The 24,935-nt window shown below is 44.5% G+C and carries 25 protein-coding genes, 1 tRNA gene and 1 other RNA gene (1 of these 27 only partly in view); 19 read left to right on the top strand and 8 right to left on the bottom strand.

All coding sequences use genetic code 11. From position 1 onward, the window contains the following. Window positions 1–19: 19 nt before the first annotated feature. The gene (trxA, locus tag B3V56_RS08650) at window positions 20–346 is read right to left on the bottom strand and encodes a thioredoxin TrxA (protein WP_007146622.1); all 327 of its coding nucleotides are present in this window, start codon (window positions 344–346) and stop codon (window positions 20–22) included. A gap of 98 nt (window positions 347–444) precedes the next feature. On the opposite strand from trxA, the gene rhlB reads away from it, so the two are divergent. Genes rhlB through B3V56_RS08635 form a run of 3 tightly spaced genes read left to right on the top strand, consistent with a single transcriptional unit; the run spans window position 445 to window position 2,758 of the window. Then, on the top strand, window positions 445–1,725 hold the full coding sequence (rhlB, locus tag B3V56_RS08645; RefSeq protein WP_289281782.1) for an ATP-dependent RNA helicase RhlB: 1,281 nt from the start codon (window positions 445–447) through the stop codon (window positions 1,723–1,725). A 6-nt stretch (window positions 1,726–1,731) separates the two neighbouring features. Then, window positions 1,732–2,079 (top strand): hypothetical protein, encoded by a 348-nt coding sequence (locus tag B3V56_RS08640; RefSeq protein WP_289281783.1) that lies wholly within the window; start codon window positions 1,732–1,734, stop codon window positions 2,077–2,079. Beyond that, window positions 2,066–2,758 carry a hypothetical protein gene (locus B3V56_RS08635; protein ID WP_289281784.1) on the top strand — a complete coding sequence of 231 codons (693 nt, stop codon included), beginning with the start codon at window positions 2,066–2,068 and terminating at the stop codon, window positions 2,756–2,758. Before B3V56_RS08640 ends, B3V56_RS08635 begins: the two co-directional genes overlap by 14 nt. On the opposite strand, the gene B3V56_RS08630 is transcribed toward B3V56_RS08635, so the two are convergent. From B3V56_RS08630 to B3V56_RS08610, 5 genes are all read right to left on the bottom strand, one after another. Next, window positions 2,751–3,344 carry a DUF502 domain-containing protein gene (locus tag B3V56_RS08630; protein WP_289243235.1) on the bottom strand — a complete coding sequence of 198 codons (594 nt, stop codon included), beginning with the start codon at window positions 3,342–3,344 and terminating at the stop codon, window positions 2,751–2,753. The two genes, B3V56_RS08635 and B3V56_RS08630, sit on opposite strands and share 8 nt — an antisense overlap. Window positions 3,345–3,407: 63 nt before the next feature. Beyond that, on the bottom strand, window positions 3,408–4,622 hold the full coding sequence (locus tag B3V56_RS08625; RefSeq protein WP_289281785.1) for a UbiH/UbiF/VisC/COQ6 family ubiquinone biosynthesis hydroxylase: 1,215 nt from the start codon (window positions 4,620–4,622) through the stop codon (window positions 3,408–3,410). Then, window positions 4,619–5,824, bottom strand: coding sequence for a 2-octaprenyl-6-methoxyphenyl hydroxylase (gene ubiH, locus B3V56_RS08620; RefSeq protein ID WP_289284173.1), 1,206 nt, complete (start codon window positions 5,822–5,824; stop codon window positions 4,619–4,621). The genes B3V56_RS08625 and ubiH overlap by 4 nt, the downstream gene beginning before the upstream one ends. A gap of 3 nt (window positions 5,825–5,827) precedes the next feature. Beyond that, a complete protein-coding gene (gene pepP / locus B3V56_RS08615) occupies window positions 5,828–7,138 on the bottom strand; it encodes a Xaa-Pro aminopeptidase (protein ID WP_289281788.1) in 1,311 nt (436 codons plus the stop codon). Continuing rightward, entirely contained in the window at window positions 7,138–7,686 is a 549-nt protein-coding gene (locus B3V56_RS08610) for a UPF0149 family protein (RefSeq protein ID WP_289243239.1), read from the bottom strand. Before B3V56_RS08610 ends, pepP begins: the two co-directional genes overlap by 1 nt. 152 nt (window positions 7,687–7,838) lie before the next feature. On the opposite strand from B3V56_RS08610, the gene B3V56_RS08605 reads away from it, so the two are divergent. The 4 genes from B3V56_RS08605 (at window position 7,839) to B3V56_RS08590 (ending at window position 10,524) form a co-directional block, all read left to right on the top strand. Then, a complete protein-coding gene (locus B3V56_RS08605) occupies window positions 7,839–8,048 on the top strand; it encodes a TIGR02449 family protein (RefSeq protein ID WP_286303992.1) in 210 nt (69 codons plus the stop codon). Further along, the gene (locus B3V56_RS08600; RefSeq protein WP_286303993.1) at window positions 8,045–8,350 is read left to right on the top strand and encodes a cell division protein ZapA; all 306 of its coding nucleotides are present in this window, start codon (window positions 8,045–8,047) and stop codon (window positions 8,348–8,350) included. The genes B3V56_RS08605 and B3V56_RS08600 overlap by 4 nt, the downstream gene beginning before the upstream one ends. A 42-nt stretch (window positions 8,351–8,392) precedes the next feature. After that, a non-coding RNA gene (ssrS, locus tag B3V56_RS08595) (6S RNA) lies at window positions 8,393–8,575 on the top strand. A gap of 209 nt (window positions 8,576–8,784) precedes the next feature. Next, window positions 8,785–10,524 carry an OFA family MFS transporter gene (locus B3V56_RS08590; RefSeq protein ID WP_289284172.1) on the top strand — a complete coding sequence of 580 codons (1,740 nt, stop codon included), beginning with the start codon at window positions 8,785–8,787 and terminating at the stop codon, window positions 10,522–10,524. A 56-nt stretch (window positions 10,525–10,580) separates the two neighbouring features. On the opposite strand, the gene aroE is transcribed toward B3V56_RS08590, so the two are convergent. Together aroE and hemB are read right to left on the bottom strand one after the other, a co-directional pair. Further along, a complete protein-coding gene (gene aroE, locus B3V56_RS08585; RefSeq protein ID WP_289281791.1) occupies window positions 10,581–11,408 on the bottom strand; it encodes a shikimate dehydrogenase in 828 nt (275 codons plus the stop codon). A gap of 27 nt (window positions 11,409–11,435) precedes the next feature. After that, window positions 11,436–12,449 (bottom strand): porphobilinogen synthase, encoded by a 1,014-nt coding sequence (gene hemB / locus B3V56_RS08580; protein WP_289281792.1) that lies wholly within the window; start codon window positions 12,447–12,449, stop codon window positions 11,436–11,438. Window positions 12,450–12,609: 160 nt separating this feature from the next. Between hemB and B3V56_RS08575 the strand changes: the two genes are divergently transcribed. The 12 genes from B3V56_RS08575 to B3V56_RS08520 all read left to right on the top strand — a co-directional run. Beyond that, window positions 12,610–13,422 carry a carbon-nitrogen hydrolase family protein gene (locus B3V56_RS08575; protein WP_289283460.1) on the top strand — a complete coding sequence of 271 codons (813 nt, stop codon included), beginning with the start codon at window positions 12,610–12,612 and terminating at the stop codon, window positions 13,420–13,422. Between the two features lie 163 nt (window positions 13,423–13,585). Continuing rightward, the gene (carA, locus tag B3V56_RS08570) at window positions 13,586–14,716 is read left to right on the top strand and encodes a glutamine-hydrolyzing carbamoyl-phosphate synthase small subunit (protein WP_289283459.1); all 1,131 of its coding nucleotides are present in this window, start codon (window positions 13,586–13,588) and stop codon (window positions 14,714–14,716) included. Window positions 14,717–14,722: 6 nt separating this feature from the next. Then, complete coding sequence (gene carB / locus B3V56_RS08565) at window positions 14,723–17,941, top strand: carbamoyl-phosphate synthase large subunit (protein ID WP_289283458.1); 3,219 nt, start codon at window positions 14,723–14,725, stop codon at window positions 17,939–17,941. After that, complete coding sequence (gene greA / locus B3V56_RS08560; RefSeq protein ID WP_289243245.1) at window positions 17,941–18,417, top strand: transcription elongation factor GreA; 477 nt, start codon at window positions 17,941–17,943, stop codon at window positions 18,415–18,417. Before carB ends, greA begins: the two co-directional genes overlap by 1 nt. A gap of 2 nt (window positions 18,418–18,419) precedes the next feature. Continuing rightward, window positions 18,420–18,884: a DUF4149 domain-containing protein gene (locus B3V56_RS08555; RefSeq protein ID WP_286304001.1), complete on the top strand. Its 465-nt coding sequence runs from the start codon at window positions 18,420–18,422 to the stop codon at window positions 18,882–18,884. 1 nt (window position 18,885) lies between these two features. Then, a complete protein-coding gene (rlmE, locus tag B3V56_RS08550; protein ID WP_289283457.1) occupies window positions 18,886–19,503 on the top strand; it encodes a 23S rRNA (uridine(2552)-2'-O)-methyltransferase RlmE in 618 nt (205 codons plus the stop codon). A gap of 38 nt (window positions 19,504–19,541) precedes the next feature. Next, window positions 19,542–21,446 (top strand): ATP-dependent zinc metalloprotease FtsH, encoded by a 1,905-nt coding sequence (gene ftsH, locus B3V56_RS08545; protein ID WP_286304003.1) that lies wholly within the window; start codon window positions 19,542–19,544, stop codon window positions 21,444–21,446. 69 nt (window positions 21,447–21,515) lie between these two features. Continuing rightward, window positions 21,516–22,304, top strand: a complete 789-nt coding sequence (gene folP / locus B3V56_RS08540; protein ID WP_289283463.1) for a dihydropteroate synthase — start codon at window positions 21,516–21,518, stop codon at window positions 22,302–22,304. Beyond that, window positions 22,297–23,643: a phosphoglucosamine mutase gene (glmM, locus tag B3V56_RS08535; RefSeq protein WP_289283456.1), complete on the top strand. Its 1,347-nt coding sequence runs from the start codon at window positions 22,297–22,299 to the stop codon at window positions 23,641–23,643. The genes folP and glmM overlap by 8 nt, the downstream gene beginning before the upstream one ends. 121 nt (window positions 23,644–23,764) lie before the next feature. Further along, window positions 23,765–24,550: a triose-phosphate isomerase gene (gene tpiA, locus B3V56_RS08530; protein ID WP_289283455.1), complete on the top strand. Its 786-nt coding sequence runs from the start codon at window positions 23,765–23,767 to the stop codon at window positions 24,548–24,550. A gap of 6 nt (window positions 24,551–24,556) precedes the next feature. Beyond that, window positions 24,557–24,886, top strand: coding sequence for a preprotein translocase subunit SecG (gene secG / locus B3V56_RS08525; protein WP_286304006.1), 330 nt, complete (start codon window positions 24,557–24,559; stop codon window positions 24,884–24,886). A gap of 23 nt (window positions 24,887–24,909) precedes the next feature. Continuing rightward, window positions 24,910–24,935 (top strand) — tRNA-Leu (locus B3V56_RS08520) (it continues 156 nt past the right edge of the window).

Below are 24,935 nucleotides of genomic sequence, written 5' to 3'. Positions count from 1 at the left end.
TGCGGGGAGTATGTATTTTTTAGATGTTGCTATCTAAAAATGCAGCAAGTTGTGATTTTGTTAAAGCACCTACTTTTGTGGCTTCAACTTCACCATCTTTAAACAACATTAATGTTGGGATACCACGGATACCGTAGCGTGGTGGAGTGTCCTGATTTTCGTCAATATTCAGCTTGCAAACTTTCAATTTACCAGCGTATTCGGTCGCGATTTCATCCAATACAGGGGCGATCATTTTGCATGGACCACACCATTCAGCCCAGTAATCGACCAACACAGGCAGGTCAGACTGTAGTACTTGGCTATCAAAGTCGCCATCGGTCACGTGGGTGACGTTTTCGCTCATGTTTTATCTCCAGTGGTATATAAAGTATCGTGGGTCTATACTCCCATACGATATAGCCTAACATTTTTTCCTATCACAAAAGGTAATGCAAGTATTCTATGAGTGCACATCTAACCGAGCAGGCCTTCTCATCCTTGCCACTCCACGCTTCACTAAAAGCCGGGCTGGCGAAGGCCGGATTCGAATTCTGTACCCCGATTCAAGCTTCTGCGCTGCCAATATTACTATCAGGCCGGGATGTTGCTGGTCAGGCACAAACAGGAACAGGCAAAACCATTGCTTTTTTACTTGCCACCTTTCAATGCCTGCTCGAAAAAAAGCCTGCTGAAAACTGGGACGGAAAACAACCACGCGCACTGATTTTAGCTCCGACTCGCGAATTAGCCATTCAAATAGCGAAAGATGCAGAAAAACTTAATGCTGAATCAGGACTGCGTATTGGTATCGCACATGGAGGCAAAGATTACCAACGTCAGCGCGATATGATTAAGGGGGGACTGGATATTTTAATCGGTACGCCTGGGCGCTTATTGGATTATCAGAAACAACGTGTCTTCAGTTTAAAATTCATTGATGTCGTTGTACTTGATGAAGCCGATCGGATGTTTGATCTGGGCTTTATTAAAGATGTCCGTTATTTCCTGCGTCGTATCCCTAAACCCGAGCAACGTTTAGGGATGTTGTTTTCAGCGACATTGAGCTACAAAGTTAGCGAATTAGCTTACGAACATATGAATAACCCAGAAAAGGTTCAGGTCGAACCTGAAAAAATGATGGGGGATCGTATTGAAGAATGGGTGTATTACCCGGCGAATGATGAAAAAATTCCTCTGCTGCTGGCGTTGATTAAACGTTTGAATCCTGAACGGGGCATTATTTTCGTCAATACAAAACAAGCTGCAGATGTTGTCTGGGGGTATTTGGAGGGGAATGGCTACAAGGCTTCATTATTGTCTGGTGATGTGCCCCAGAAAAAACGTGAACGCTTATTGCAACACTTCCAGGATGGCGAATTTCCCTTCCTCGTCGCCACTGATGTTGCTGCGCGAGGATTACATATTCCTGAGGTGAGTCATGTATTTAATTATGATTTACCCCAAGATGTAGAGGACTACGTTCATCGCACGGGACGGACTGCTCGAGCAGGGGCTAGCGGTGTTGCCATCAGTTTAGCGTGTGAAGAATATGTATTTTCACTGCCAGATATTGAAGCTTATATCAAACATAAATTACCATTAGCATCAACCTCTGATGAGCAACTGGACACACCCAAGCCACGAGTAAAAAAGGAAAAAGAAGCCGCACCACAACGAAAAAGACACGACGCGAATAAATCATCAAAGCCACGACGCAGGCGTCCAAGGCAAGAAAAAAAGTAATGATAGATGCAGATCAACAATAACAGACAAGCGAATTTTTACCCGCTGGTTCCTACTGAACCACGCAATAATGCGCGTTTGCCTGTTACTTTTGATGCTGCCGCTGAATACACCGCTACCATTGTTGATAAAGAACAAGCTGATACAACGAATGTCGTTGTGCCACTGGCCTCCACACAAGATAGTCAGCAAGCGCAATTTGTCAGGCAGTTTATCGGCACTGAACGTGACTCATCTTCGTCTGAACGACAAAACAATCTACTACCAAAGTCTGTACAGCAATATTTATATATCAAGGACATGAATAATGATTCAAAGCCGTCAGGAGGGCAGTTAGTGGATGAGATGGTTTAGCGTTTTATGGCTTGTTTTTTTCATTACGGGCTGTGCGGCAAGCGGAAATAATAGTCAGTCAAATAACGGTGTCTCCAGACTAGCCAAGAGTGACATCGATGAAGTGATAGAGCTTCACCAACAAGCGGTGATGGCGCAGTTAAAAAGATTAATGTTGAAGCTTTACAAACGTAATCCCAATCTTCGTCATGACAGGGATATCAGAACCATCAAAGAGAGTGTGGAGCGGACATTCTCCAGAGAGGTGGATTTCATCTACCCCGAATGGGCTATTATCAAGAGACCAACCGATATAATACGACTCTCTCTTGATGAACGTTTTCAGGGGGATCGTGTACTTGCCTATATTGTCGGCTTAAGAAAAATGCTGATGACATCTTATGATAACCACAGCGAATTTTTTTACCTGACCTCAATCGATCAGCAAAAACTCTATAACAGTGCTCGTAATATAGAAATTGCGGCATGGTTGTTGGCAAAGAAACGTGATCGTGACGGTAATCTACTGATGTTGAGCGATAGCTTATCAGGCGAGATACGTAATTTGAGTTATCAACGACTGTTTGGAAAAATGATTGCTACCCAAGATAATCTTGCCCAAATCATCGCGCAGAAAAATGGCCGTATTATTAAGACATTTGTCGTTCGAGCGGCCACGCTTGTTTTCTTACCTATTTAGGTTTTGTGTGACCAGCCACTCCAGCAGTTAATACAAAACGCATGGCTTGTTCCATGCTCATATCAATCGGTTTTAACATGCGTCTTGGCATGATCACAGGATAGCCGCCGATGTTATAACTCATTGGTAAATACACCAGCACACGATCTTCATCATCTTTGGTTGGTAGATGCTCTGCACTGTCCAATGTGATAAAGCCAATCATCTCCATACCATTATCCAGTTTGACGGAAACAACCTGTTCAAACTCAGTTTCTCGTCCCGGTGTGAAGTAATGAAAAAAGTCATGCATGCTGCCATAAATTGATTTGATGACTGGTAGGTGATAAAGCAAGCTTTCTGCACCCTTGAACAAGCGCTTGAAAACATAGAGGCGCATTAAAATACCGAGAGTAAAGATCAAGGCAATAGCAGCTAAAAAACCCATCCCTGGCCAATACATGTAATCCGGTAACAGAAACATGATGACTTGGCTTAATGCTTTTTCTGCAGAAGAAATGACCCAATAAATCAGATAGAGCGTAATGGTGATAGGCAGAATAGTGATTAAGCCGGTCAAAAACTGACGGGTTAGGAATCGAAACATACACTAGGCTCCGTGAAATGAAAGTATGGTCATCTGATCTGAGAAAGACGAAGGGGAGATAATTTAATCACGGCCATAGTGGCGCTGAGCCAGTTTAGGCGTGGCAAAAGAACGGCTTGCTGCTTGCTGCATAAACAGGTTTTTCAGTAAGCGACTTTGGTTGACATGACGTAAGCCAAATTGACGTAGCCATCTCACCGGAGCGATGCGGTTAGTGAAGACACGCTTGAACATGTCCATGCTCATTTGCATCAGCAGATTATCAGCATGTCGTTGTCGTTGGTATTTTTGTAACGTATGTAGCTGACTAATATCACGATTATGCATGGCAGCATCGATAATAACTTCGGCTAGCGTTGCTGCATCCAACAAACCGATATTGACGCCTTGTCCTGCTAGTGGATGAATGGTGTGTGCGGCATCACCAACCAGAACAATGCCTGGTTTGATATATGTCTCGGCATGACGTAGTTGAAGCGGAAAAGCATCACGGTGGCTGATGTGGGTGACTTTTCCCAAACGTTCTTCAAATGCCACATTTAGTTCATCGATAAATTCATCATCGCTGAGCGATAACAGACGATCAGCATCGTCATTTTTAAGTGTCCAGACAATTGAGCATTGATGATTATCTTTTAGAGGTAAAAACGCAAGCGGACCATCAGCTAAGAAGCGCTGCCATGCGGTGTTTTGATGAGGATGTTCAGTGGTAACATTACACACCAGGCCTTTTTGATGGTATGACCAGCCTTTTGTCTGGATGTTAGCCAGCTCTTTAATAGCCGAATGAGCACCATCTGCCGCGATAATCAGTTGTGTTTTTACTATGCGTCCATCCTCAAGACGAAGTTGTTGGTTATCAATAGCTACTGGTTTGGCTGGGCAAATTACATCAATATTAGCTTGTTGCTGACAGAGGCTGAAACTGGTTTTTTGCAGTTGCCGATTCTCAATGATGTGACCTAAGTTGCTGGTACCCATATCAGCACTATTGAAATGTATCTGACTCTCACTGGTTTCCCAGACTTTCATGTCAGAAAATGCAGATAGCCGTGCTGGTGGCAGCATTGACCATATTCCCAGATTTTTCAGAATGGCTTCACTACCTTTGGTCAATGCACTGACTCTGATGTCAAAGGGATCGTCAGCAGTTAATGGTTCAACATGACGAGCCTCTATTAAGGCAATGGTGAATTGGTCATAACGTGATAATGCCAGCGCCAGACAGGCTCCCACCATGCCACCACCGACAATCGTAATATCATATTGCTGTTTCATGATAAGGGAACACCTCGAGCTAATTTAGGCTGTGCTTGTGCCAATCCCATACTTTTCTGTGCCAGCCAGTGTTTCATAACAGGCATCGTATCCATCAGCGTAAGTCCTGCCCCACGCAGATGACCTAATAGCGGAATATCATTACTGAATAATCGCACCAGTTGGTCTGTGGATTTAACAACCTGATCCTGATCTTGTTGACGCTGCTGCTGATAACGTTGCAACAACTCAGCGTGACCGCAATCTTTGGCATCAAAAATATGTTCAGCCAATACCGCGACATCACGTAAGCCAAGATTGAATCCCTGACCAGCAATGGGGTGCAGGCTGTGAGCGGCATTTCCAATAAATACGATTCGAGCTTGAACTGGCATGTCAGCTTGCATCAATATTAAAGGGTAACTGTTACGCTCGCCAACACGAATAAACCGTCCAGCACGATAGCCGAAGTGATGTTGTAATTGCTTTAGAAATGCTTCCTCTGGAAGGGAGAGCAATGCACTTTCTTCACCCGCTTTGACTGTCCATACTAAGCTGCTTCGTTTATCCGTCATCGGCAATAAAGCCAAGGGACCAGATGTAGTGAAACGCTCGTATGCCCAACCATGATGTGGTTTATCTGTAGAAATATTGGCGGTGATAGCGACCTGACTGTAATCTTGCTCCCAGGCACTTAAGTTCAAACAGTGACGGATAGTCGATTCGCGTCCATCAGCGGCAACAAGCAGTTTGGCAGTCAGAGTGTCATGGTTATCTAACGTGACTTTCACATGTTCAGCTTCGGTGACTACTGCACTCACCATGCTTGGACAGAATAATGTCAAATTATCGAGTTGCTGCAATTGCTGGTTGAGTGCGTGGCCTAAATATTTGGCTGTAATGACTTGGCCGAGTGCCGGCACTTTTTCCTGTTCGGCCGATAAGCGTGTCACACCAAAGCGGCCCCGCTCAGACACGTGAATGTGTTGGATGGGACTGGCGTGCTTTTCGATAGCAGTCCAGACATCCATTGTTTCGAAGATACGTTGCGAACCATAGCTAAGTGCAATGCCACGATCATCGTAACTGGGCTGGGAATTTGTTTCTAATGATTTCGCTTCTATAAGACCAATCTTCAGCCGACTCTCTTTCAAAGCGATAGCCAGGCTGGCACCAGCCATACCGCCTCCCACAATCAACACATCAAACAGGCTGTGATTCACGTTTTAGATTGCCTCTGCCATTAATGCTTCAATCTCGTCGATTTCCTTGGGGGCCGCTTCAGTGAGTACTTCGTAACCATCTTTTGTCACCAGTACGTCGTCTTCAATCCGAATACCGATAAAGTGCCACTTTTTATCGACATGTTCCTGATCGCGGATATAGAGACCAGGCTCAACCGTTAATACCATGCCGGGTTCTAATAAGCGCCACTCACCGCCGACTTTATAGTCACCGACATCATGTACATCCATTCCCAGCCAATGTCCAGTTCGGTGCATATAAAACTCACGGTAAGCGCCTTCTTCGATGAGTTGATCGACATTGCCGTTAAGAATGCCTAATTCAACTAAGCCTTGCGTTAAGACCTCAACCGCTGCTTCGTGTGGTTGATTCCAATGATTGCCTGGCTTTACTGCAGCAATGGCGGCTTTTTGTGCATTTAAAACGATTTGATACACAGCTGCCTGCGCGGTAGTGAACTTACCATTAACAGGAAAAGTGCGAGTAATATCGCCCGCGTAACATTCGAATTCTGCACCGGCATCAATCAGCAATAACTCATTACTTTTCAACTTGGCACTGTTTTCAATGTAATGCAGGATACAGCCATTCTCACCGCCACCCACAATAGACGGGTAAGCAGGGGAGCGACAACCATTTTTCATAAACTCATGAATAATTTCCGCTTCGACCTCATACTCCCATTTACCTGGTTTGGTAAATTGCATAGCACGAATATGAGCTTGGGCCGATATGCTTGCTGCCTGTTTCATGGCTTTGATTTCCTGACTGCTTTTAAATAATCTAAGCTCATTCAGGCAATGCTCGAGTTCAATAATCTCTGTTGGCGAATGTTTACCAGAGCGTGCTGCTTGGCGTAGGTGATTCAACCAAGACACCATGTGCTGATCAAAGCTCGGCTGATTTCCCATGGTGTAATAGACTTTTTCTTTACCTTCCAGCAGACCAGGCAGGATATCGTCAAGATCACTTATTGGATAAGAGTCATCGGCGCCAAATTCAGCGATAGCACCTTCCTGACCGGCACGATAGCCATCCCAGATTTCTTTATCCAGGTCCCGTTCACGGCAGAATAAAATATACTCGCCATGTTCTCTTCCTGGAATCAGCACCAGTACGGATTCAGGCTCATCAAACCCTGTCAGGTAGTGGAAACTACTATCACTTCGGTAGGGATAGTCGACATCACGGTTACGGTTAGCCACTGGCGCGTTGGGTAATACAGCGATCGTATCTGGTCCCATAATATCCATCAGATGTTGACGGCGTTTGGTGAATTCTTTCTTTTGCATTAGTGTTCAGTCGCTTCCTCAGTTGGGTCGGTAGGTTGCAATTCTCCGTAAAGTAAAAAAAGACCCATACGAATGTATTCTACGAGTTCTTCAAAATTGGCACGTTCTTCTTCTGTGTCTTCTACATTGTCAAAATTAACCTGACTGATTTTGATGACATCAGTCACGTATTCCTGACAATCATCAGAGAGTTCTGTTTCATTGGTCATGCCTGATGTACCGAGGCCGAATACAAGCCCTTGACACCAGTCTGCCATCGCCGATAAACGTGAGACAATCGGTGCATTGTCATCCGGGAGTTCCATCTGAAAGTCAAAATCCAGGCTATTTAGAGACTGAATCGTGTCATCAAACAGGTGTGTTAAATCTTGTTTCTCTTCTTCGGCAGGCGAGAAATCTTCAAATAATCGTGTGTACCAGCTTTTACGATCGGCGAGAGCGTCCATACAAAGCAAACCACATAAAGCGCCCTGGAGTTCAGCGAGACTGGCAGGCCCATCACCGTTTTGATTATCGGGCGATAGAGATGGAAAGTAGAGTTGTGACATAAACTTAAAACCTGAATAATGGCAAAAAAGATATCTTGTTCAATGTTATGCATTGGAACATAAATTGTTCCTATTATGACAGTTGTTGACCGAGTCGGCAGCGCACGTCTATAGTTAGGCTTTATTCTCGCACAGCGAAAGAACTCATATTAATGGATAAGAACGCGATACAACAATTGGAGCAACAAGTGGATGAGCTACTTCGTACCAGTCGTCGATTGCGGGAAGAGAACATGCTGTTGCGCTCACAACAAACAGCGTGGCTCTCAGAACGTTCTCAACTGATCGAAAAAACCGATGTGGCTCGAAGCCGGATTGAGAAGATGGTGAGTCGTTTAAGAGAATTGGATAGCGAATTATGAGTTCACCGGTAACTGTGACAATTTTGGGCAAGGAATATCAAATTGCTTGTCCGGAAGAAGAAAAAGAGGCGCTGATTGCGTCTGCCAAGATGGTCCATGACAATATGGAAAAGATTCGTCAAAGTGGCAAAGTGGTAGGTGTCGATCGTATCGCGGTAATGGCAGCACTCAACTTAGCGCACGAGTTGCTTATTTTCAAACATGACGAAGGTCATGACATGGAAAAAGTAAACAACAAAATTATGCAGTTGAAAGAGCGTGTTAGCGCTTTTCTGGAAGAAGATAGACAATTGGAGCTCTGAAAAAACTTGAGCTAAGCATAGGGAATTTGCGTATCATAGATCATGTCCCTGCGGTGCTCGATAGCGACATGTGTGTCTTGAGCCGATAAGCAAATGCTTAAGGAAACTGACAATCCGAAGTTGAAAAACAGGCCCGCTTGACGGGAAGTTTGCCATCTTCATGAAGTTTCCCTCTTGAATCTCATGGTTCAAGAACCCCCGTCGCACCGACACTGTGGGGCTCAATTTCCCCCTTCATCCTCACCTCGATCTTAATCATAAAAAGAAGCCGATCTCTTCGGTGGGGATGTTTTTCTTTGTTGGTTTTCACCTTCACCACCATTTCCCATGGTTTGCTTTTTTAGGCTTTTTTTCTGTGGCGGTTCCGTCTTGATCAATAGTTGTGATATGTTGCTGAAAAACATAAAAACTATATAAAGAGAGGAATATTACTGATGTCATGGTTTGATAACTTGGCCAGTCGGCTATCCAAGAAACATATCATCGCCAAACCTGGGTTTAATCGCTGGCTAATTGCCCCTGCTTCTGTCGCTATTCATTTGTGTATCGGTTCGGTCTATGCCTGGAGTATTTTTAATCCAGCCCTGACGAAACAGTTTGGTGTGGTGGCCAGTGCTGCTGATGACTGGAGTTTTTCATCTGTTGTCTGGATTTTTTCTACCGCGATTGTGTTTCTGGGATTAGCAGCAGCCATTGGAGGTAAATGGCTTGAAGAAGTAGGGCCAAGAGCGACCGGATTTCTCGCTGCTTGTTTATGGGGTGGTGGCTTTCTCGTTGGCAGTATCGGCATTGCCACACACGAGCTTTGGCTCATTTATTTGGGGTATGGTGCTATTGGTGGTTGTGGTTTAGGGCTTGCCTACGTCACACCAGTCAGTACCTTGATTCGCTGGTTCCCTGATAGACGTGGTATGGCGACAGGTATCGCCATCATGGGGTTTGGTGGTGGTGCGATGATAGGGGCGCCATTAATCACTTACCTACTGAGTTTGTATTATCGAATGCCTGAATATTTAGGCAAAGTCACCGACGTTAATCTGATTACTGAATCGGGTAGACGCTATGCTGAAGTGGCAGGTCAACAAGTTGAAGTTGTCATTGCTTCCGCAGCCGATATGCTAAAAACACCCGTGCCTGGGCCAGAAGGCGTCTATGTCGTGGGCACAGGTGATACCGGAGCGACCAGTGTCTTCATCACGCTTGGTATTGTGTATTTTATTGTGATGACCATCGCAGCGTTTAGTTTTCGAGTCCCAGCTAAAGACTGGAAACCAGACAACTGGACGCCTCCAGCCAAAGATCAATCTACAAAAAACCGTCTGATTTCTGACAACCATGTTCATATTGATCAAGCGATAAAAACACCGCAGTTCTATCAACTATGGATTGTATTGTGTTTTAACGTGACGGCAGGTATTGGGGTGATCGGGGTGGCAAAAACCATGATTACTGATATTTTTAGTCCGAGCCTGCCAGGAATTGTTGATGCCAGCTTTGCTGCTACCTATGTATTGATGATTAGCGTGTTTAATATGTCAGGGCGTTTTTTATGGTCTACAGCATCTGATTACATCGGGCGTAAAAATACCTATCATTGCTTCTTCTTGTTGGGAGCATTACTGTATTTATCTATTCCCTTTATAGCAACACAAGCTAGTGTGAGTCCGAGTGTGACAGCATTAGTCATGTTCTATGCCGTTACCATGATTATATTCACTATGTATGGCGGTGGTTTTGCCACTATTCCAGCTTATCTGGCTGATATTTTCGGTACGATGCATGTGGGTGGTATTCATGGGCGACTGTTAACAGCCTGGAGTACCGCTGGCATTTTAGGACCATATGTGATTACGCATCTGCGTGAGCACTCGATGAATAAGGTTTTACATGAATTAGCAGCTAAAGTTGATCCAGCTGCATTCCTGCAAAAGTTTGGGGCGAGTATTGATAATCTCGATGAGTTGATTGCCGCGAAAACAGTGTCCATTTCACAGCTGATGGAGATTGCACCGGCAGGGACTTTAGATCCTACTCCAAGCCTTTATAATTCAACTATGTATGCCATGGCTGGATTACTTCTTGTGGCATTCCTGGCGAATTTGTCTATTCGTCCAGTTAGAGAAAAACATCATGTGCAAAACACACATCCTGAATTAGCTCAGGAACATAAATAAGGTCTGTATGTTCACAAAAAAGCCTGCTTTTTAGCAGGCTTTTTTATTAGGCTAAGCTAGTCTGATTTCATGTTCTCACGAAGTTGCTGCAAAACAGCTTGGGTATCGGGCCTGATCTGTCGCCAAAGATAAAAGGCTTCAGCAGCTTGCTCGACTAACATTCCCAGGCCATCAATGGTTTGACTGACTTTGTGTTGTTTTGCCCACTTGATAAATGCGGTATCCCTATCGGCATACATCATGTCATAGCAACATGATTTTTCAGTAAATATACTTTCTGGTAGGTCAGGTACTTCGTCTTGTAGGCTTGCTGCCGTCGCATTGATGATGATGTCGAAATGACCGGATACGTCAGTAAATCCACCGCCTTTAATAGCACCTAAGTCGGAAAACAAATCAGCCAGTTGAGTGGCTTTACTAGCTGTTCTGTTGGCAATAAATAATTCGGCTGGTTGATAAGTCATCAACGGGGCGATGACGCCTCGCGCCGCACCACCTGCACCTATTAACAAAATCCGCTTATCTTTAAGGCTGATATGGTGGTTTTCCAAATCTCGGCATAAGCCAATACCATCAGTATTGTCACCATAAATAGTACCGTCACTCTCAAAAATGACTGTGTTGATGGCACCAGCACGTTGAGCACGATCTGACAGACTATCTGCCAAGGCCCAGGCTTGTTCTTTAAAAGGAACAGTGATGTTAATCCCTTTAAGCTTGAGAATATCTCGCAGCTGTTGAAGACTTGAAGCCAGTGATTCCAATGGCACTTCAATAGCTGTGTATTCAATATCTTGCTGGCTCTGCTTGGCAAATTCGGCATGAATGAAGGGGGATTTACTGTGTTTAATTGGGTGGCCTATTACGGCGTATTTATCAGTCATAGAGTCATTGCAAACGTATTTTTAAAATTAGATGCCAGCTTTTAATTGCTGAGCGACTTCCTTAGCAAAGTAAGTCAAAATGCCATCAGCCCCAGCACGTTTGAAAGCCAGAAGACTTTCCAAAATAACCGATTCAGTCAACCAGCCATTGTCGATAGCCGCTTTTAACATGGCATATTCACCGCTGACTTGGTAGACATAAGTGGGTTTTTTGAAAGTGTCTTTCACACGATATAAAACATCAAGATAAGGCATGCCTGGCTTCACCATCACCATATCCGCGCCTTCCTGAATATCTAATGCGACTTCATGAAGAGCTTCATCACTGTTAGCGGGGTCCATCTGGTAAGTAAATTTGTTACCGCTGCCTAGATTTCCTGAGCTACCAACAGCATCCCGGAATGGGCCATAAAAACTGGAAGCATATTTGGCTGAATACGCCATGATGCGGGTGTGTATATGGCTGTTGAACTCCAGTGCATCACGAATAGCACCGATTCGGCCATCCATCATATCGGATGGTGCCACAATTTGGGCCCCAGCTTCGGCATGCGATAAGGCTTGTTTAATTAATACATCAACGGTGTGATCATTGACGATGTATCCATTGTCATCGAGAAGACCGTCCTGCCCATGCGTCGTGAAAGGGTCTAACGCCACATCGGTCATAATGCCTAGCTCAGGAAACTCCTGTCGTAGCGCTCGAACAGCTTGTTGAACAAGACCCTCTGGATTATAAGCCTCACTGGCATCTTCTGTTTTTTTCTCGACAGGCGTCACTGGAAATAAAGCCATCACGGGTACACCTAAACGATGAATAATTTCAGCTTCTTTAAGAAGCAGGTCGATACTCAATCTCTCTACGCCAGGCATAGAGCTAACCTGTTGACGTTGATTGCTTCCTTCAAGCACAAAACAGGGGTAAATTAAATCGTTGACTGTCAGGACATTTTCTTGCATCAAGCGTCGGGAAAAATCATCTTTACGCATTCTTCTTGGGCGCTGATTAGGGAAACCACTAGTGATAATTGATTGCGTCATGCCTGACCTCATTGATTACAGAGTAAACACCCCAATATACCTAAGCAAAGCTAATGTCACCAGTGATTTTCTGATGTGTTGCGTATGAGTTTGTATTGAACGATTTTTTGTTATATTTTTCGTCAAATAGGAATAGGCACAAAAAATGTAAGGTGATGTGATGGTAATAGACGTCGGTATCGTGCAAATGAATTCATCGGAAAGCTATGAATATAACCTGGCTTTTTCTGAGAACATGATCGCAGAGGCATCGGAACGCAAGCTTAATCTTTTAGCCTTTCCTGAAACCTTTCTCTATGTCGGCAAGGATCACTCAGCTAAGCATAAAGTGGCAGAAAAACTGGAAACAGAGATATTGCCGCACTTTAGCCAACTTGCAAAACAGAGTCATTGTGCCTTGTTACTGGGCAGTGTCTACGAGCTGACAGATGAAGATAGTGGGCGGTTATTCAATACCTCCATTTTCATTGATCGTGATGGCAAAGAAAAGGCTCGTTATCGAAAAATCCATATGTGTGATGCAGTGCCTTTGGGGTACATGGAATCTGCGGGTATTAAACCTGGGGACAAAACCGTAGTGATTGATCACGAACTAGGTCGGCTCGGATTCAGCGTTTGTTATGATCTTCGTTTCCCCGATCTCTTTCGTTCACTTTCTGACAAAGGGGCTGAAATCATTTTCGTGCCTGCCGCCTTTTTTCTTCATACCGGTAAACACCATTGGTTACCGCTATTAATTGCACGGGCTATTGAAAATCAGGTGTATATCGTTGCGCCGAATCAATGGGGACATCATTATGGTGATCGAACTTCATACGGCAGCAGTGTCATTATTGATCCATGGGGAAGCATCCTCTGCTGTGCACCTGAAAGAGTGGGATTAACATTGAGTCGAATTGATATTGAGTACCTTCGACAAGTTCGTTCGAATATGCCGCTGCATACGCATCGCAGACCAGAACTCTACGTCTGACAGGCAGACTACTTTTCAGCAAATTGAAACAGTTATCACAAGCACTGAGGGATAATCGTTTTTAGCGTGGACTCGACCTGCTGTTTTGCGATAAAATTGCAAAGATTTTGTCTGGGGAGAACGTCATGTTAGCCCCATTATTTTTATCTGGTGGAGGTTTCCCTTGCGAACGAGTGCGTTACTTGCTCTTGAAGACGGCACGGTTTATCACGGCGAGTCGATTGGAGCCATTGGCCAGTCAGTCGGTGAAGTGGTGTTTAACACGTCAATGACTGGCTATCAGGAAATCCTGACTGATCCTTCTTATTGTCGACAAATAGTCACATTAACTTATCCTCATATTGGCAACACGGGTGTGAATGTGGAGGATGAAGAGTCTGACAATGTTTACGCAAGTGGACTCATTATTCGAGAGCTGTCCCCGGTTGTTAGTAGCTGGAGAAGTGAACAAGCACTAGATGAGTACTTGGTCAAACACAATATCGTCGGCCTGGCAGGTATTGATACTCGCTCGCTCACACGTTTGATTCGTGAAAAAGGTGCCATGAAAGGCTGCATCGTTGCTGGTGATGATATTGATGTCGAAGCAGCTATTGCTGCGGCTAAAGACTTTCAAGGCTTAAAAGGACTAGACCTGGCTAAAGAAGTCAGCACCAAACAAAGCTATGTTTGGGATGAGGGATGCTGGCATATTGATGGGCAAGCAAAAGCAGTTGAAGCGAAATACCATGTGGTCGCTTATGACTATGGCGCGAAAAAGAATATTCTTAGAATGCTGGTGGAACGTGGCTGCAAACTGACAGTTGTTCCTGCACAGACACCTGTAGAAGACGTTCTGGCGATGAATCCAGATGGCGTGTTTTTGTCTAATGGACCTGGCGATCCAGAACCTTGTGATTATGCCATCAGCGCTATTCAAACCTTACTGGAAAAAAATATCCCTACCTTTGGTATCTGTCTTGGTCACCAACTACTTGGGCTGGCCTGTGGTGCCAAAACAGTCAAAATGAAATTTGGTCATCATGGTGCTAACCATCCAGTACAAGAATCACTGGCTGGATTGGTGATGATTACCAGTCAGAACCATGGTTTTGCTGTTGATGAAGAAACGCTGCCAGAGACCTTAAGAGCAACGCACAGGTCCCTATTTGACGGCACCTTGCAAGGCATCCATCATGTCAGCAAGCCTGCATTTAGCTTTCAGGGACATCCAGAAGCAAGTCCTGGTCCGCAAGACGCAGCTCCTCTTTTTGATCACTTCATCGATCTACTTGAACAAGCAACGGGTAAATAACACACGATGGCTAAACGTACTGATATTCAAAGTATTCTGATTCTGGGTGCAGGACCGATTGTTATCGGTCAAGCCTGTGAGTTCGATTATTCTGGTGCACAAGCGTGTAAAGCGCTGAGAGAAGAAGGTTACCGTGTGATTCTGGTGAACTCGAATCCAGCCACGATAATGACCGATCCCAATATGGCCGATGCAACCTATATTGAGCCTGTTACCTGGCAAGCAGTAAGTAAAGTCATTGAAGCGGAACGCCCCGATGCTATCTTGCCTACTATGGGTGGTCAGACGGCATTGAACTGTGCATTAGATCTGGAAAAACACGGCATCTTAGAACAATTTGGTGTTGAAATGATCGGCGCTGACAGTGAAGCGATTAACAAAGCTGAAGACCGTGATTTATTCCGTGAAGCGATGCGTAAAATCGGTCTGGATATGCCGCAGTCTGATATTGCTCACACATTAGATGAAGCAATAAAAGTTCAAGAAAAATTTGGCTTCCCAGTGATTATTCGTCCATCTTTTACAATGGGTGGCAGTGGCGGTGGTATCGCATACAATAAACAAGATTTCATTGAAATCTGTCAGCGCGGTTTATACCTCAGCCCTACATCTGAGCTACTGATTGAAGAATCCATCATTGGTTGGAAAGAGTATGAAATGGAAGTGGTGCGTGATCGTAAAGATAACGCCATCATTATCTGCTCCATTGAAAACCTGGATCCAATGGGCGTGCATACGGGTGACTCAATCACGGTTGCGCCAGCACAAACTCTGACAGATAAAGAATATCAAATCATGCGTAATGCCTCTCTGGCAGTACTGCGTGAGATCGGTGTCGATACCGGTGGTTCAAATGTGCAGTTTGCCGTTAATCCCGAGACAGGACGCCTCATTATTATTGAGATGAACCCTCGTGTATCACGTTCTTCTGCGCTGGCCTCTAAAGCAACAGGTTTCCCTATTGCAAAAGTTGCTGCAAAACTGGCAGTGGGTTACACGCTGGATGAATTGCAAAACGAAATTACAGGTAATGCAACGCCGGCCTCGTTTGAGCCAACAATTGACTATGTGGTAACAAAAGTACCGCGTTTTACCTTTGAAAAATTCCCTCAAGCCGACAACCGTCTGAGCACACAGATGAAGTCTGTCGGTGAGGTGATGGCGATTGGCCGTAACTTCCAGGAATCATTACAAAAAGCGCTACGTGGACTGGAAATTGATCGTGATGGTTTGACAGAAATCATTGAACTGACAGAAGAAAACACAGCGGAAACATTACGCCGTGAGTTGAGTCTGCCAGGTTCTGACCGTTTATGGTTTGTGGCAGATGCTTTCCGTTATGGCTTTAGTTTTGACGAAATTCAAAAGCTAACGCATATCGATCCATGGTTCTTGATCCAGATCGAAGAATTGGTGACATTAGAAAACCAACTCAAAGAGCGTTCGCTGAATGATATTGATCAGCAAGAAATGTATGTTCTGAAACGTAAAGGTTTCTCTGATTCACGTCTGGCTAAACTGTTACTGAAGACTGAAAAACAAGTACGTGAATACCGTCAGGCGATGCAGGTCCGTCCTGTCTACAAACGTGTTGATACCTGTGGTGCTGAGTTTGCCACTGGCACAGCGTATATGTATTCAACCTATGATATGGAATGTGAAGCCAACCCAAGTGACCGTGACAAGATCATGATTTTGGGTGGTGGTCCAAACCGTATCGGTCAAGGGATTGAGTTTGACTATTGCTGTGTTCATGCTGCATTAGCCTTACGTGAAGACGGTTATGAAACCATTATGGTCAACTGTAACCCCGAAACGGTTTCCACTGATTACGACACATCCGATCGTTTATATTTTGAGTCATTGACCTTAGAAGACGTTTTAGAAATCGTCGAGTTAGAAAAGCCAAAAGGCGTCATCGTTCAGTTCGGTGGTCAAACACCTCTAAAATTAGCGCGTGCACTTGAAGCGGCAGGTGTGCCTATTATTGGTACTTCGCCAGATGCTATTGATCATGCTGAAGACCGCGAGCGTTTTCAGCAAATGGTTGAAAAACTGAACTTGCTGCAACCACCTAATAGACTGGCACACTCTGTTGATACTGCAGTGTCACTCGCTTCTGAAATTGGTTATCCATTAGTTGTTCGTCCGTCTTATGTTCTGGGTGGACGTGCGATGGAAATTGTTTACAACGAAGATGAGTTACAGCGTTACATGTTAAATGCTGTCAAAGTATCGAACGAATCACCAGTATTATTAGACCGTTTCCTTGACGACGCTATTGAAGTTGATGTGGATGCCATCTGTGACGGTAAAGATGTGCTGATTGGTGGCATTATGGAACATATTGAGCAGGCCGGTGTTCACTCTGGTGACTCTGCTTGTGCATTACCTCCATACAGTTTAAGTCAGGCAACACAAGATCAACTTCGTGAACAAGTACGCCAAATGGCTTTAGAGCTGGGTGTAAAAGGCTTAATGAACACGCAGTTTGCTATCAAGGGTGAGCAAATATACATTCTTGAGGTCAACCCACGTGCGTCCAGAACGGTTCCTTATGTATCGAAATCAATTGGTGAACCGCTCGCTAAAATTGCTGCTAGGGCAATGGCTGGCCGATCACTAGTTGATCAAGGTGTCACTAAAGAAGTGATTCCATCTTACTATTCAGTTAAAGAAGCGGTATTCCCATTTATCAAATTCCAAGGTGTTGATCCGATCCTTGGGCCTGAGATGAAATCAACAGGCGAAGTCATGGGGGTTGGCAGAACGTTTGGTGAAGCCTTTGCAAAATCACAGTTAGCTGCCTCTGTCGTGTTACCGACAGGTGGTAAAGCCTTTATCAGCGTTCGTGAGGCTGATAAGGTAGCAGTTATTCAAATTGCAAAAGACCTGTCGTCACTTGGTTTTGCTTTACTAGCCACCAGAGGTACACAGCGTGTGCTGGAAGAAGCTGGTGTGTCATGTGAACCCGTAAACAAGGTCGCAGAAGGTCAACCGCATATCGTTGATATGATTAAAAATGATGAAATCGACTTGATTGTGAATACCACAGAAGGTCGTCAGTCTGTCGCGGATTCAAGAGAAATCCGTCGCGCGGCCTTACAGCATCAAGTCAATTATACAACCACATTGGCAGCGGCAAGGGCCACTGTTCAAGCATTAAATAGTGAAGATGTTGGTTCTGTTAACAGACTGCAATCTTTGCATGGAGAGTTAAATTAATGGCTGTACCTATTACTTCACGTGGTGCTGAAGCACTTAAAGAAGAATTGAAACATCTGAAAACGGTAGCAAGACCTGAAGTCGTTGCTGCCATATCAGAAGCCCGTGCACATGGTGATTTAAAAGAAAATGCCGAATACCATGCAGCAAAAGAACAGCAAAGTTTTATCGAAGGCCGTATTCAAGAGCTTGAGTCTGTATTATCGAATGCACAGATTATTGACCCGGCAACATTGCCCCAAGAAGGTCGGGTGGTGTTTGGCGTTACCGTTACGTTATTGAATATCGATACAGACCAAGAAGTGAAATACCAAATCGTGGGTGATTATGAGTCTGATATTAAGTTAAATCGTATTTCAGTCTCGTCACCCATTGCTCGAGCTCTCATCGGTAAAGAAATTGATGATGTAGCGACAGTGCAAGCGCCCGGCGGTAACATTGAATATGAAATCGTTGAGATAGGCTACGAGGCATAAGCATGCTGTCTGGCTATACAGGTGAACGGCTACTTCTGACTCTATGGATAGGGGCGTTATGGTCAATAGGTTATTTAGCTGTTCCAATGGCCTTTGCCAACTTAGATGTAACAATTGCCGGTGACTATGCCGGCAAATTGTTTTATGCCGTTAATATAATCAGCCTCATTAGTGCTTGTATATTATTAGTGAGTAGACTGTTTATTTTCGGTCTGAAGACATTTCATCGTTATTGGCGCAGCTGGCTTATTTTAGCCATGCTTATTATGAGTTTTATCTTTTTGGCATTTATTCAGCCAGAGATGACATCAATAAAGTTATTAGACTGGCGTGCAGATGCTGTTCTTAGTGAACGATTTAACACATTACATCAATTCAGTGAAAGCCTGTATATGCTGATGAGCTTGCTTGGTTTAATGTTAGTGTTAACCACCGATAAACGTGCAGAAGCAGAGCAAGTGTCCTGATATGGCAAGAAGTAAATCAAGTCAAAGCTGGTTAAAAGAACATTTTGATGATCAATATGTCAAACAGGCACAGAAAGAAGGTCATCGTTCGCGCGCCACGTTTAAGCTAAAAGAAATTGATGATAAAGATAAGCTCATCCGTCCTGGCATGAGTGTTGTTGATTTGGGCTCAGCCCCAGGTGGCTGGTCTGATTATGCTTTAGGTAAAGTCGGCGACAATGGTAAAGTCATCGCATTGGATATTTTAGAAATGACGCCACTGACGGGTGTACATTTTATTCAAGGTGACTTTCGTGAGGACGATGTACTGGATGAACTGAATAAAGTATTGGATGGCCGACAAATAGACCTTGTATTATCAGATATGGCCCCCAATATGACAGGAGTAGGGTCGATTGATCAGCCTTCAAGTATGCACTTGGTTGAGTTGGCTTTAGATTTTGCATTGAACAACTTAAGTAAAAGCGGTTGCTTTCTTGTCAAAGTATTTCAGGGCGAAGGATTTGACGCTTTTTTGAAAGAAATGAGAGACAATTTCACGAAAGTAGTGACCCGTAAACCGGGGGCTTCCAGAGCAAGAAGTCGTGAAGTTTATTTATTGGGACGTGGTCTCAAGTAACATTTAATGGTAACCAGAGGTACCTTACATTGAATGACATGATGAAAAATATTATTTTGTGGGTCGTCATCGCCGTAGTGCTGATGTCTGTCTTTAATAATTTTGGTCCGCAAAATAACGATTCAGGCAGCATGGACTACTCCAGCTTTATCAGCAATGTTAAAAACGGTGCAGTCTCCAGAGTCGATATACAGGGCAGAACCATTTCAGGTGAACTGACTGACGGCAGTAAGTTTACAACTTACAGTCCTGACTACGATCCAGGCTTGATTGGTGATCTGCTAGACAATGGTGTGACGATAAAAGCAGAGCCTGCTGAAAAAACCAGTCTTCTTATGCAGATTTTTATTTCTTGGTTCCCAATGCTGTTGCTGATTGGTGTCTGGATATTCTTTATGCGACAAATGCAAGGTGGTGGTGGTAAAAACCCCATGTCATTTGGTAAAAGCAAAGCACGCATGCTTAATGAAGACCAAGTCAAAGTGACCTTCAAAGATGTGGCTGGTGTAGAAGAAGCCAAAGAAGAAGTCGCCGAGCTTGTCGACTTTCTTCGTGACCCAAGCAAATTCCAAAAATTAGGTGGTCGGATCCCACGCGGTATTTTGATGGCGGGTTCACCTGGTACGGGTAAAACATTACTGGCTAAAGCAATTGCTGGTGAAGCCAAAGTGCCATTCTTTTCTATCTCTGGCTCTGACTTCGTTGAAATGTTTGTTGGTGTTGGTGCTTCGCGTGTTCGTGATATGTTCGAACAAGCTAAAAAACATGCCCCATGCATCATCTTTATTGATGAGATTGATGCTGTTGGTCGTCACCGTGGTGCGGGCATGGGCGGTGGTAATGATGAGCGTGAACAAACGCTTAATCAGTTATTGGTCGAGATGGATGGTTTTGAAGGTAATGAAGGCGTCATTGTTATTGCTGCAACGAACCGTCCTGACGTACTTGACCCTGCACTATTACGCCCAGGTCGTTTTGATCGTCAAGTTGTCGTACCACTCCCTGATATCCGTGGTCGTGAGCAAATTCTTAACGTCCACCTGCGAAAAGTCCCAGCATCAGATGATGTGGATGCAAGAGTGATTGCTCGTGGTACACCCGGCTTTTCAGGTGCTGACTTAGCTAACCTTGTAAACGAAGCGGCATTGTTCGCTGCTCGTGGTAACAAACGTCTGGTTGGCATGGAACAGCTCGAACTCGCCAAAGATAAAATCATGATGGGTGCAGAACGTCGCTCCATGGTCATGAACGAGAAAGAGAAAGAATTGACGGCTTATCATGAAGCCGGCCATGCCATTATTGGTCGTTTAGTGCCTGGACATGATCCTGTTTATAAAGTCAGCATCATTCCGAGAGGTAGGGCTCTTGGTGTGACTATGTTCTTACCGACGGAAGATAAGTACAGTTACAGTAAGCAGACTTTGGAAAGCCAAATCTCAAGTCTGTATGGTGGTCGTTTAGCCGAAGAACTTATTTTTGGTGAAGAAGCAGTAACTACTGGTGCATCGAACGATATTCAACGGGCTACAGAGTTGGCTCACAACATGGTTACCAAATGGGGCTTGTCTGACAATATGGGGCCTTTGTCTTATGGTGAAGATGAAGGCGAAGTCTTCTTGGGCCGAAGTGTTACTCAACATAAAGCCGTGTCTGATCTGACAGCTAAACAGATTGATGAAGACGTCAGACGTGTCATCAATCGTAACTATGAGCGTGCAAAACAATTGTTGATTGATAACATGGATAAATTACATACCATGTCAAAACTATTGATGAAGTATGAAACCATCGATAGTGATCAGATTGATGCCATCATGGAAGGCCGTGAACCGGGTGAACCTAAAGACTGGACTGACCGTTCTTCACCGCCACCAGCATCAGGTGATACTGAATCTGATTCGTCTGAAACACCATCTGGCAAACCAGCTGATCAGTTACACTAAATATCAGGAAGTTATCACGTGATTTTTGACTGTGCGGGCAAGTCCTTGGACTTGTCCGTTCCTCGTATTATGGGCATCATTAATGTCACCCCAGATTCATTTTCTGACGGTGGCAAATTTTTTGATCGTGATGCTGCTTTAAAACAAGCTGAAAAGTTAATTTCAGACGGTGCTGATATCTTGGACATTGGTGGTGAGTCCACGCGACCTGGTTCAGATATCGTGGCTGAGCAGGAAGAAATCGAACGCGTTGCGCCTGTCATCGAAATGATAAGTGCTGAATTCGATATCCCAATTTCCATTGATACTATGAAGCCTGGCGTGATGACAGCAGCAGTCAAAGCGGGTGCAGGTCTTATCAATGATGTTAATGCCTTACGCATGGAAGGTGCACTTGAAGCTGCAGTTGAGTTAAAAGTCCCCGTCTGCCTGATGCATATGCAGGGTACTCCTCAAACTATGCAGCAAGAACCACACTATGATGATGTGGTGACAGAAGTAAAAACATTCTTACTGGAACGTGTAGATACTTGTCTAAAAGCAGGTATCAAAGCACAACATATCATGCTTGATCCTGGGTTTGGTTTTGGTAAACGTGCCCGTCACAATCTTCGATTAATGAAGCACTTGTCTGTACTGACGGATTTACCATATCCAGTGCTCGTCGGGGTTTCCCGTAAATCTATTATCGGGGACATGTTGAAAGTATCGGTTGATGAGCGATTGGCAGGAAGTTTGTCGCTGGCCTCGATTGCCACATGGCTAGGGGCAAAGCTCATTAGAACTCATGATGTAAAAGAAACCTATCAAGCCGTAAAGCTAAGTCAGGCTGTAATGCAGGTAGATGATTTTGACTAAACAAAGACGTTATTTTGGTACGGATGGAATCCGTGGTCGTGTCGGTGTTGGAGCTGTTACGCCAGACTTTGTATTAAAGCTAGGTTGGGCGGTTGGCCGTGTTCTGGCCAAAGATCGTAATAGCCGCGTCATTATTGGTAAAGATACCCGCATTTCAGGTTATATGTTTGAGTCAGCCCTGCAAGCCGGTTTATCGGCTGCTGGTGTTGATATATATTTATTAGGACCTATGCCGACACCAGCCGTCGCTTACCTGACGCGTACTTTCCATGCGCAAGCAGGTATCGTCATCAGCGCCTCCCATAATCCTTATCATGATAACGGCATTAAGTTTTTCTCTGCCCAAGGTACAAAACTCCCTGATGCAATAGAGCTGGAAATTGAAGCCATGCTGGAGCAACCGTTAAAAACAGTTGACTCGACTCGCTTAGGTAAAGCGCATCGGATTGGTGACGCAGCGGGTCGATATATTGAGTTTTGTAAGAGCACCATACCAAGTGGCGTGGATCTGCATGGACTCAAAATCGTAGTTGATTGTGCTCATGGAGCTACTTATCACGTTGCACCAGATGTCTTTAAAGAGTTAGGTGCTGATGTCATTGTTATGGGCGCTGAACCTGATGGCTTTAATATCAATTTAAATTGTGGCTCAACTGAACCTCGGCTATTACAACAAGCGGTACTGGAAAACAAAGCAGATTTGGGGCTGGCACTAGATGGCGATGGTGATCGCATTATCATGGTTGATCATCGTGGTGAAATTGTTGATGGTGATGAGCTCCTATTTATCATTGCCAGAGCAAGACAACGCATGGGTGCGAGTATGCCTGATGTGGTCGGTACGCAGATGTCTAACCTGGGCTTAGAACATGCTTTGGCAAAATTTGATATGTCACTTCACCGAGCCAAAGTGGGTGATCGCTATGTGATGGAAAAACTACAACAGGTAGGCGGCCTGCTTGGTGGTGAAGCATCAGGCCATATTATTTGTTTAGATAAAACCTCGACAGGTGATGGTATTGTGGCAGCGCTTCAAGTTGTCGCCGAAATTCAGCAAACCAATAATAGCCTGCATGATCTACGCTCAGTCGTCACAAAATATCCACAGCATTTAATCAATGTCAGGATAGATAAAATGATCGATATCAGCAGTAATGCGGATATCAACAATGCCATTACTTCTGTAGAGAAAAGGTTGGGTGATGAGGGACGCGTGTTACTCAGAGCATCGGGAACGGAGCCTGTGATCAGAGTGATGGTGGAAGGCATTGATGCGACATTGACTAAACAACTAGCAGAAGAACTGGCATCGGTAATTGAACAGGTACTGAAAAATTAATTTCCATGTCTGTTGGCTCTGATGGATCAACGAGTACAATCCTTGTCATATTTCATACATTGCATTATTCATGGTGGGTATGTAGTCTGATGTTTCATTTTATATTCAGAGAGAGTCTTAGGTGCGAAAACCACTAGTCGCTGGCAACTGGAAAATGAACGGCTCTAGTGAGAGTAACAAAGCACTACTTGAGGGAATACTTTCAAAAGCCGATACATTCTCCGATATAGAAGTCGCATTATTTCCTCCAGCCGTTTATCTGGGCCAGGTGCAGTCAGCTCTTTCAGGAACTGACCTGGCGTGGGGTACACAAAATCTATCTCAATTTGAAAAAGGGGCTTACACCGGAGAAATTTCGGCAAGTATGCTGGCTGATTTTGGTTGCCAGTATGTGCTGATAGGGCACTCAGAGAGACGTTGTTTATATGCTGAGTTAGATTTAGACCAATGTCTGTTAGATCGTATTATCGCTGAGAAATATGAAATGGCAGTCAGGGCTGGTATCACCCCCATCATATGTATTGGTGAAAGTCCAGACGAGCATGCGGTCGGTCGCACAGAAGAGGTTGTATTGCGATTACTCGACACCGTGATTGCGCATCAAGGCGTTGAAGGTTTAGCGCATACCGTCTTAGCCTATGAACCTGTATGGGCTATTGGTACAGGACGCTCAGCCACGCCAGAATGGGCGCAAGACGTACATAGCTTTATGCGTCAACGTGTAGCAAAACACGATAAAGAAATAGCAGAAAATATAAGAATACTTTACGGAGGCAGCATAAAAGGTAATAATGCTGCGCCATTGTTTCTACAACCTGACATTGACGGTGGGCTCGTCGGCGGTGGATCGCTTGATGCCGATGAGTTTGTTAAAATATGTCAGGCCGCAGTTTTAAAATTAGGTTAACAACACATGCACGCGATTATTCTCACAGTTCATATTATTGCCTGTCTTATGCTGATTGGATTTGTTCTGATTCAGCACGGTAAAGGTGCTGATGCAGGCGCTGCATTCGGTGGTGGTGGCGGTGGTGCCTCAGGCAGCTTGTTTGGCAGCCAAGGTTCGGCTTCATTTTTAAGTCGTGCGAGTGCTGTGCTGGCAACAATCTTCTTTATCACCAGCCTGACATTAGCCTATTTTTCAGTCGATACACCAGGAAAAGCGAAAAGTGTGACAGAGTCTGTGCCAACAACAGAACAAAAAGTCGATAAAACACCTGCAGATTTGCCTGAATTACCGTAGAATACGCAACCTTGATTACCCTTGCCGACGTGGTGGAATTGGTAGACAC

Origin of the sequence: Methylophaga sp. UBA2513, assembly GCF_002341285.1 — a bacterium.
In the GTDB taxonomy this organism is placed as follows: Bacteria; Pseudomonadota; Gammaproteobacteria; order Nitrosococcales; family Methylophagaceae; genus Methylophaga; species Methylophaga marina.
Note: the sequence above shows the minus strand (reverse complement) of the source record. Positions and strands in the feature narration are given on the sequence as shown.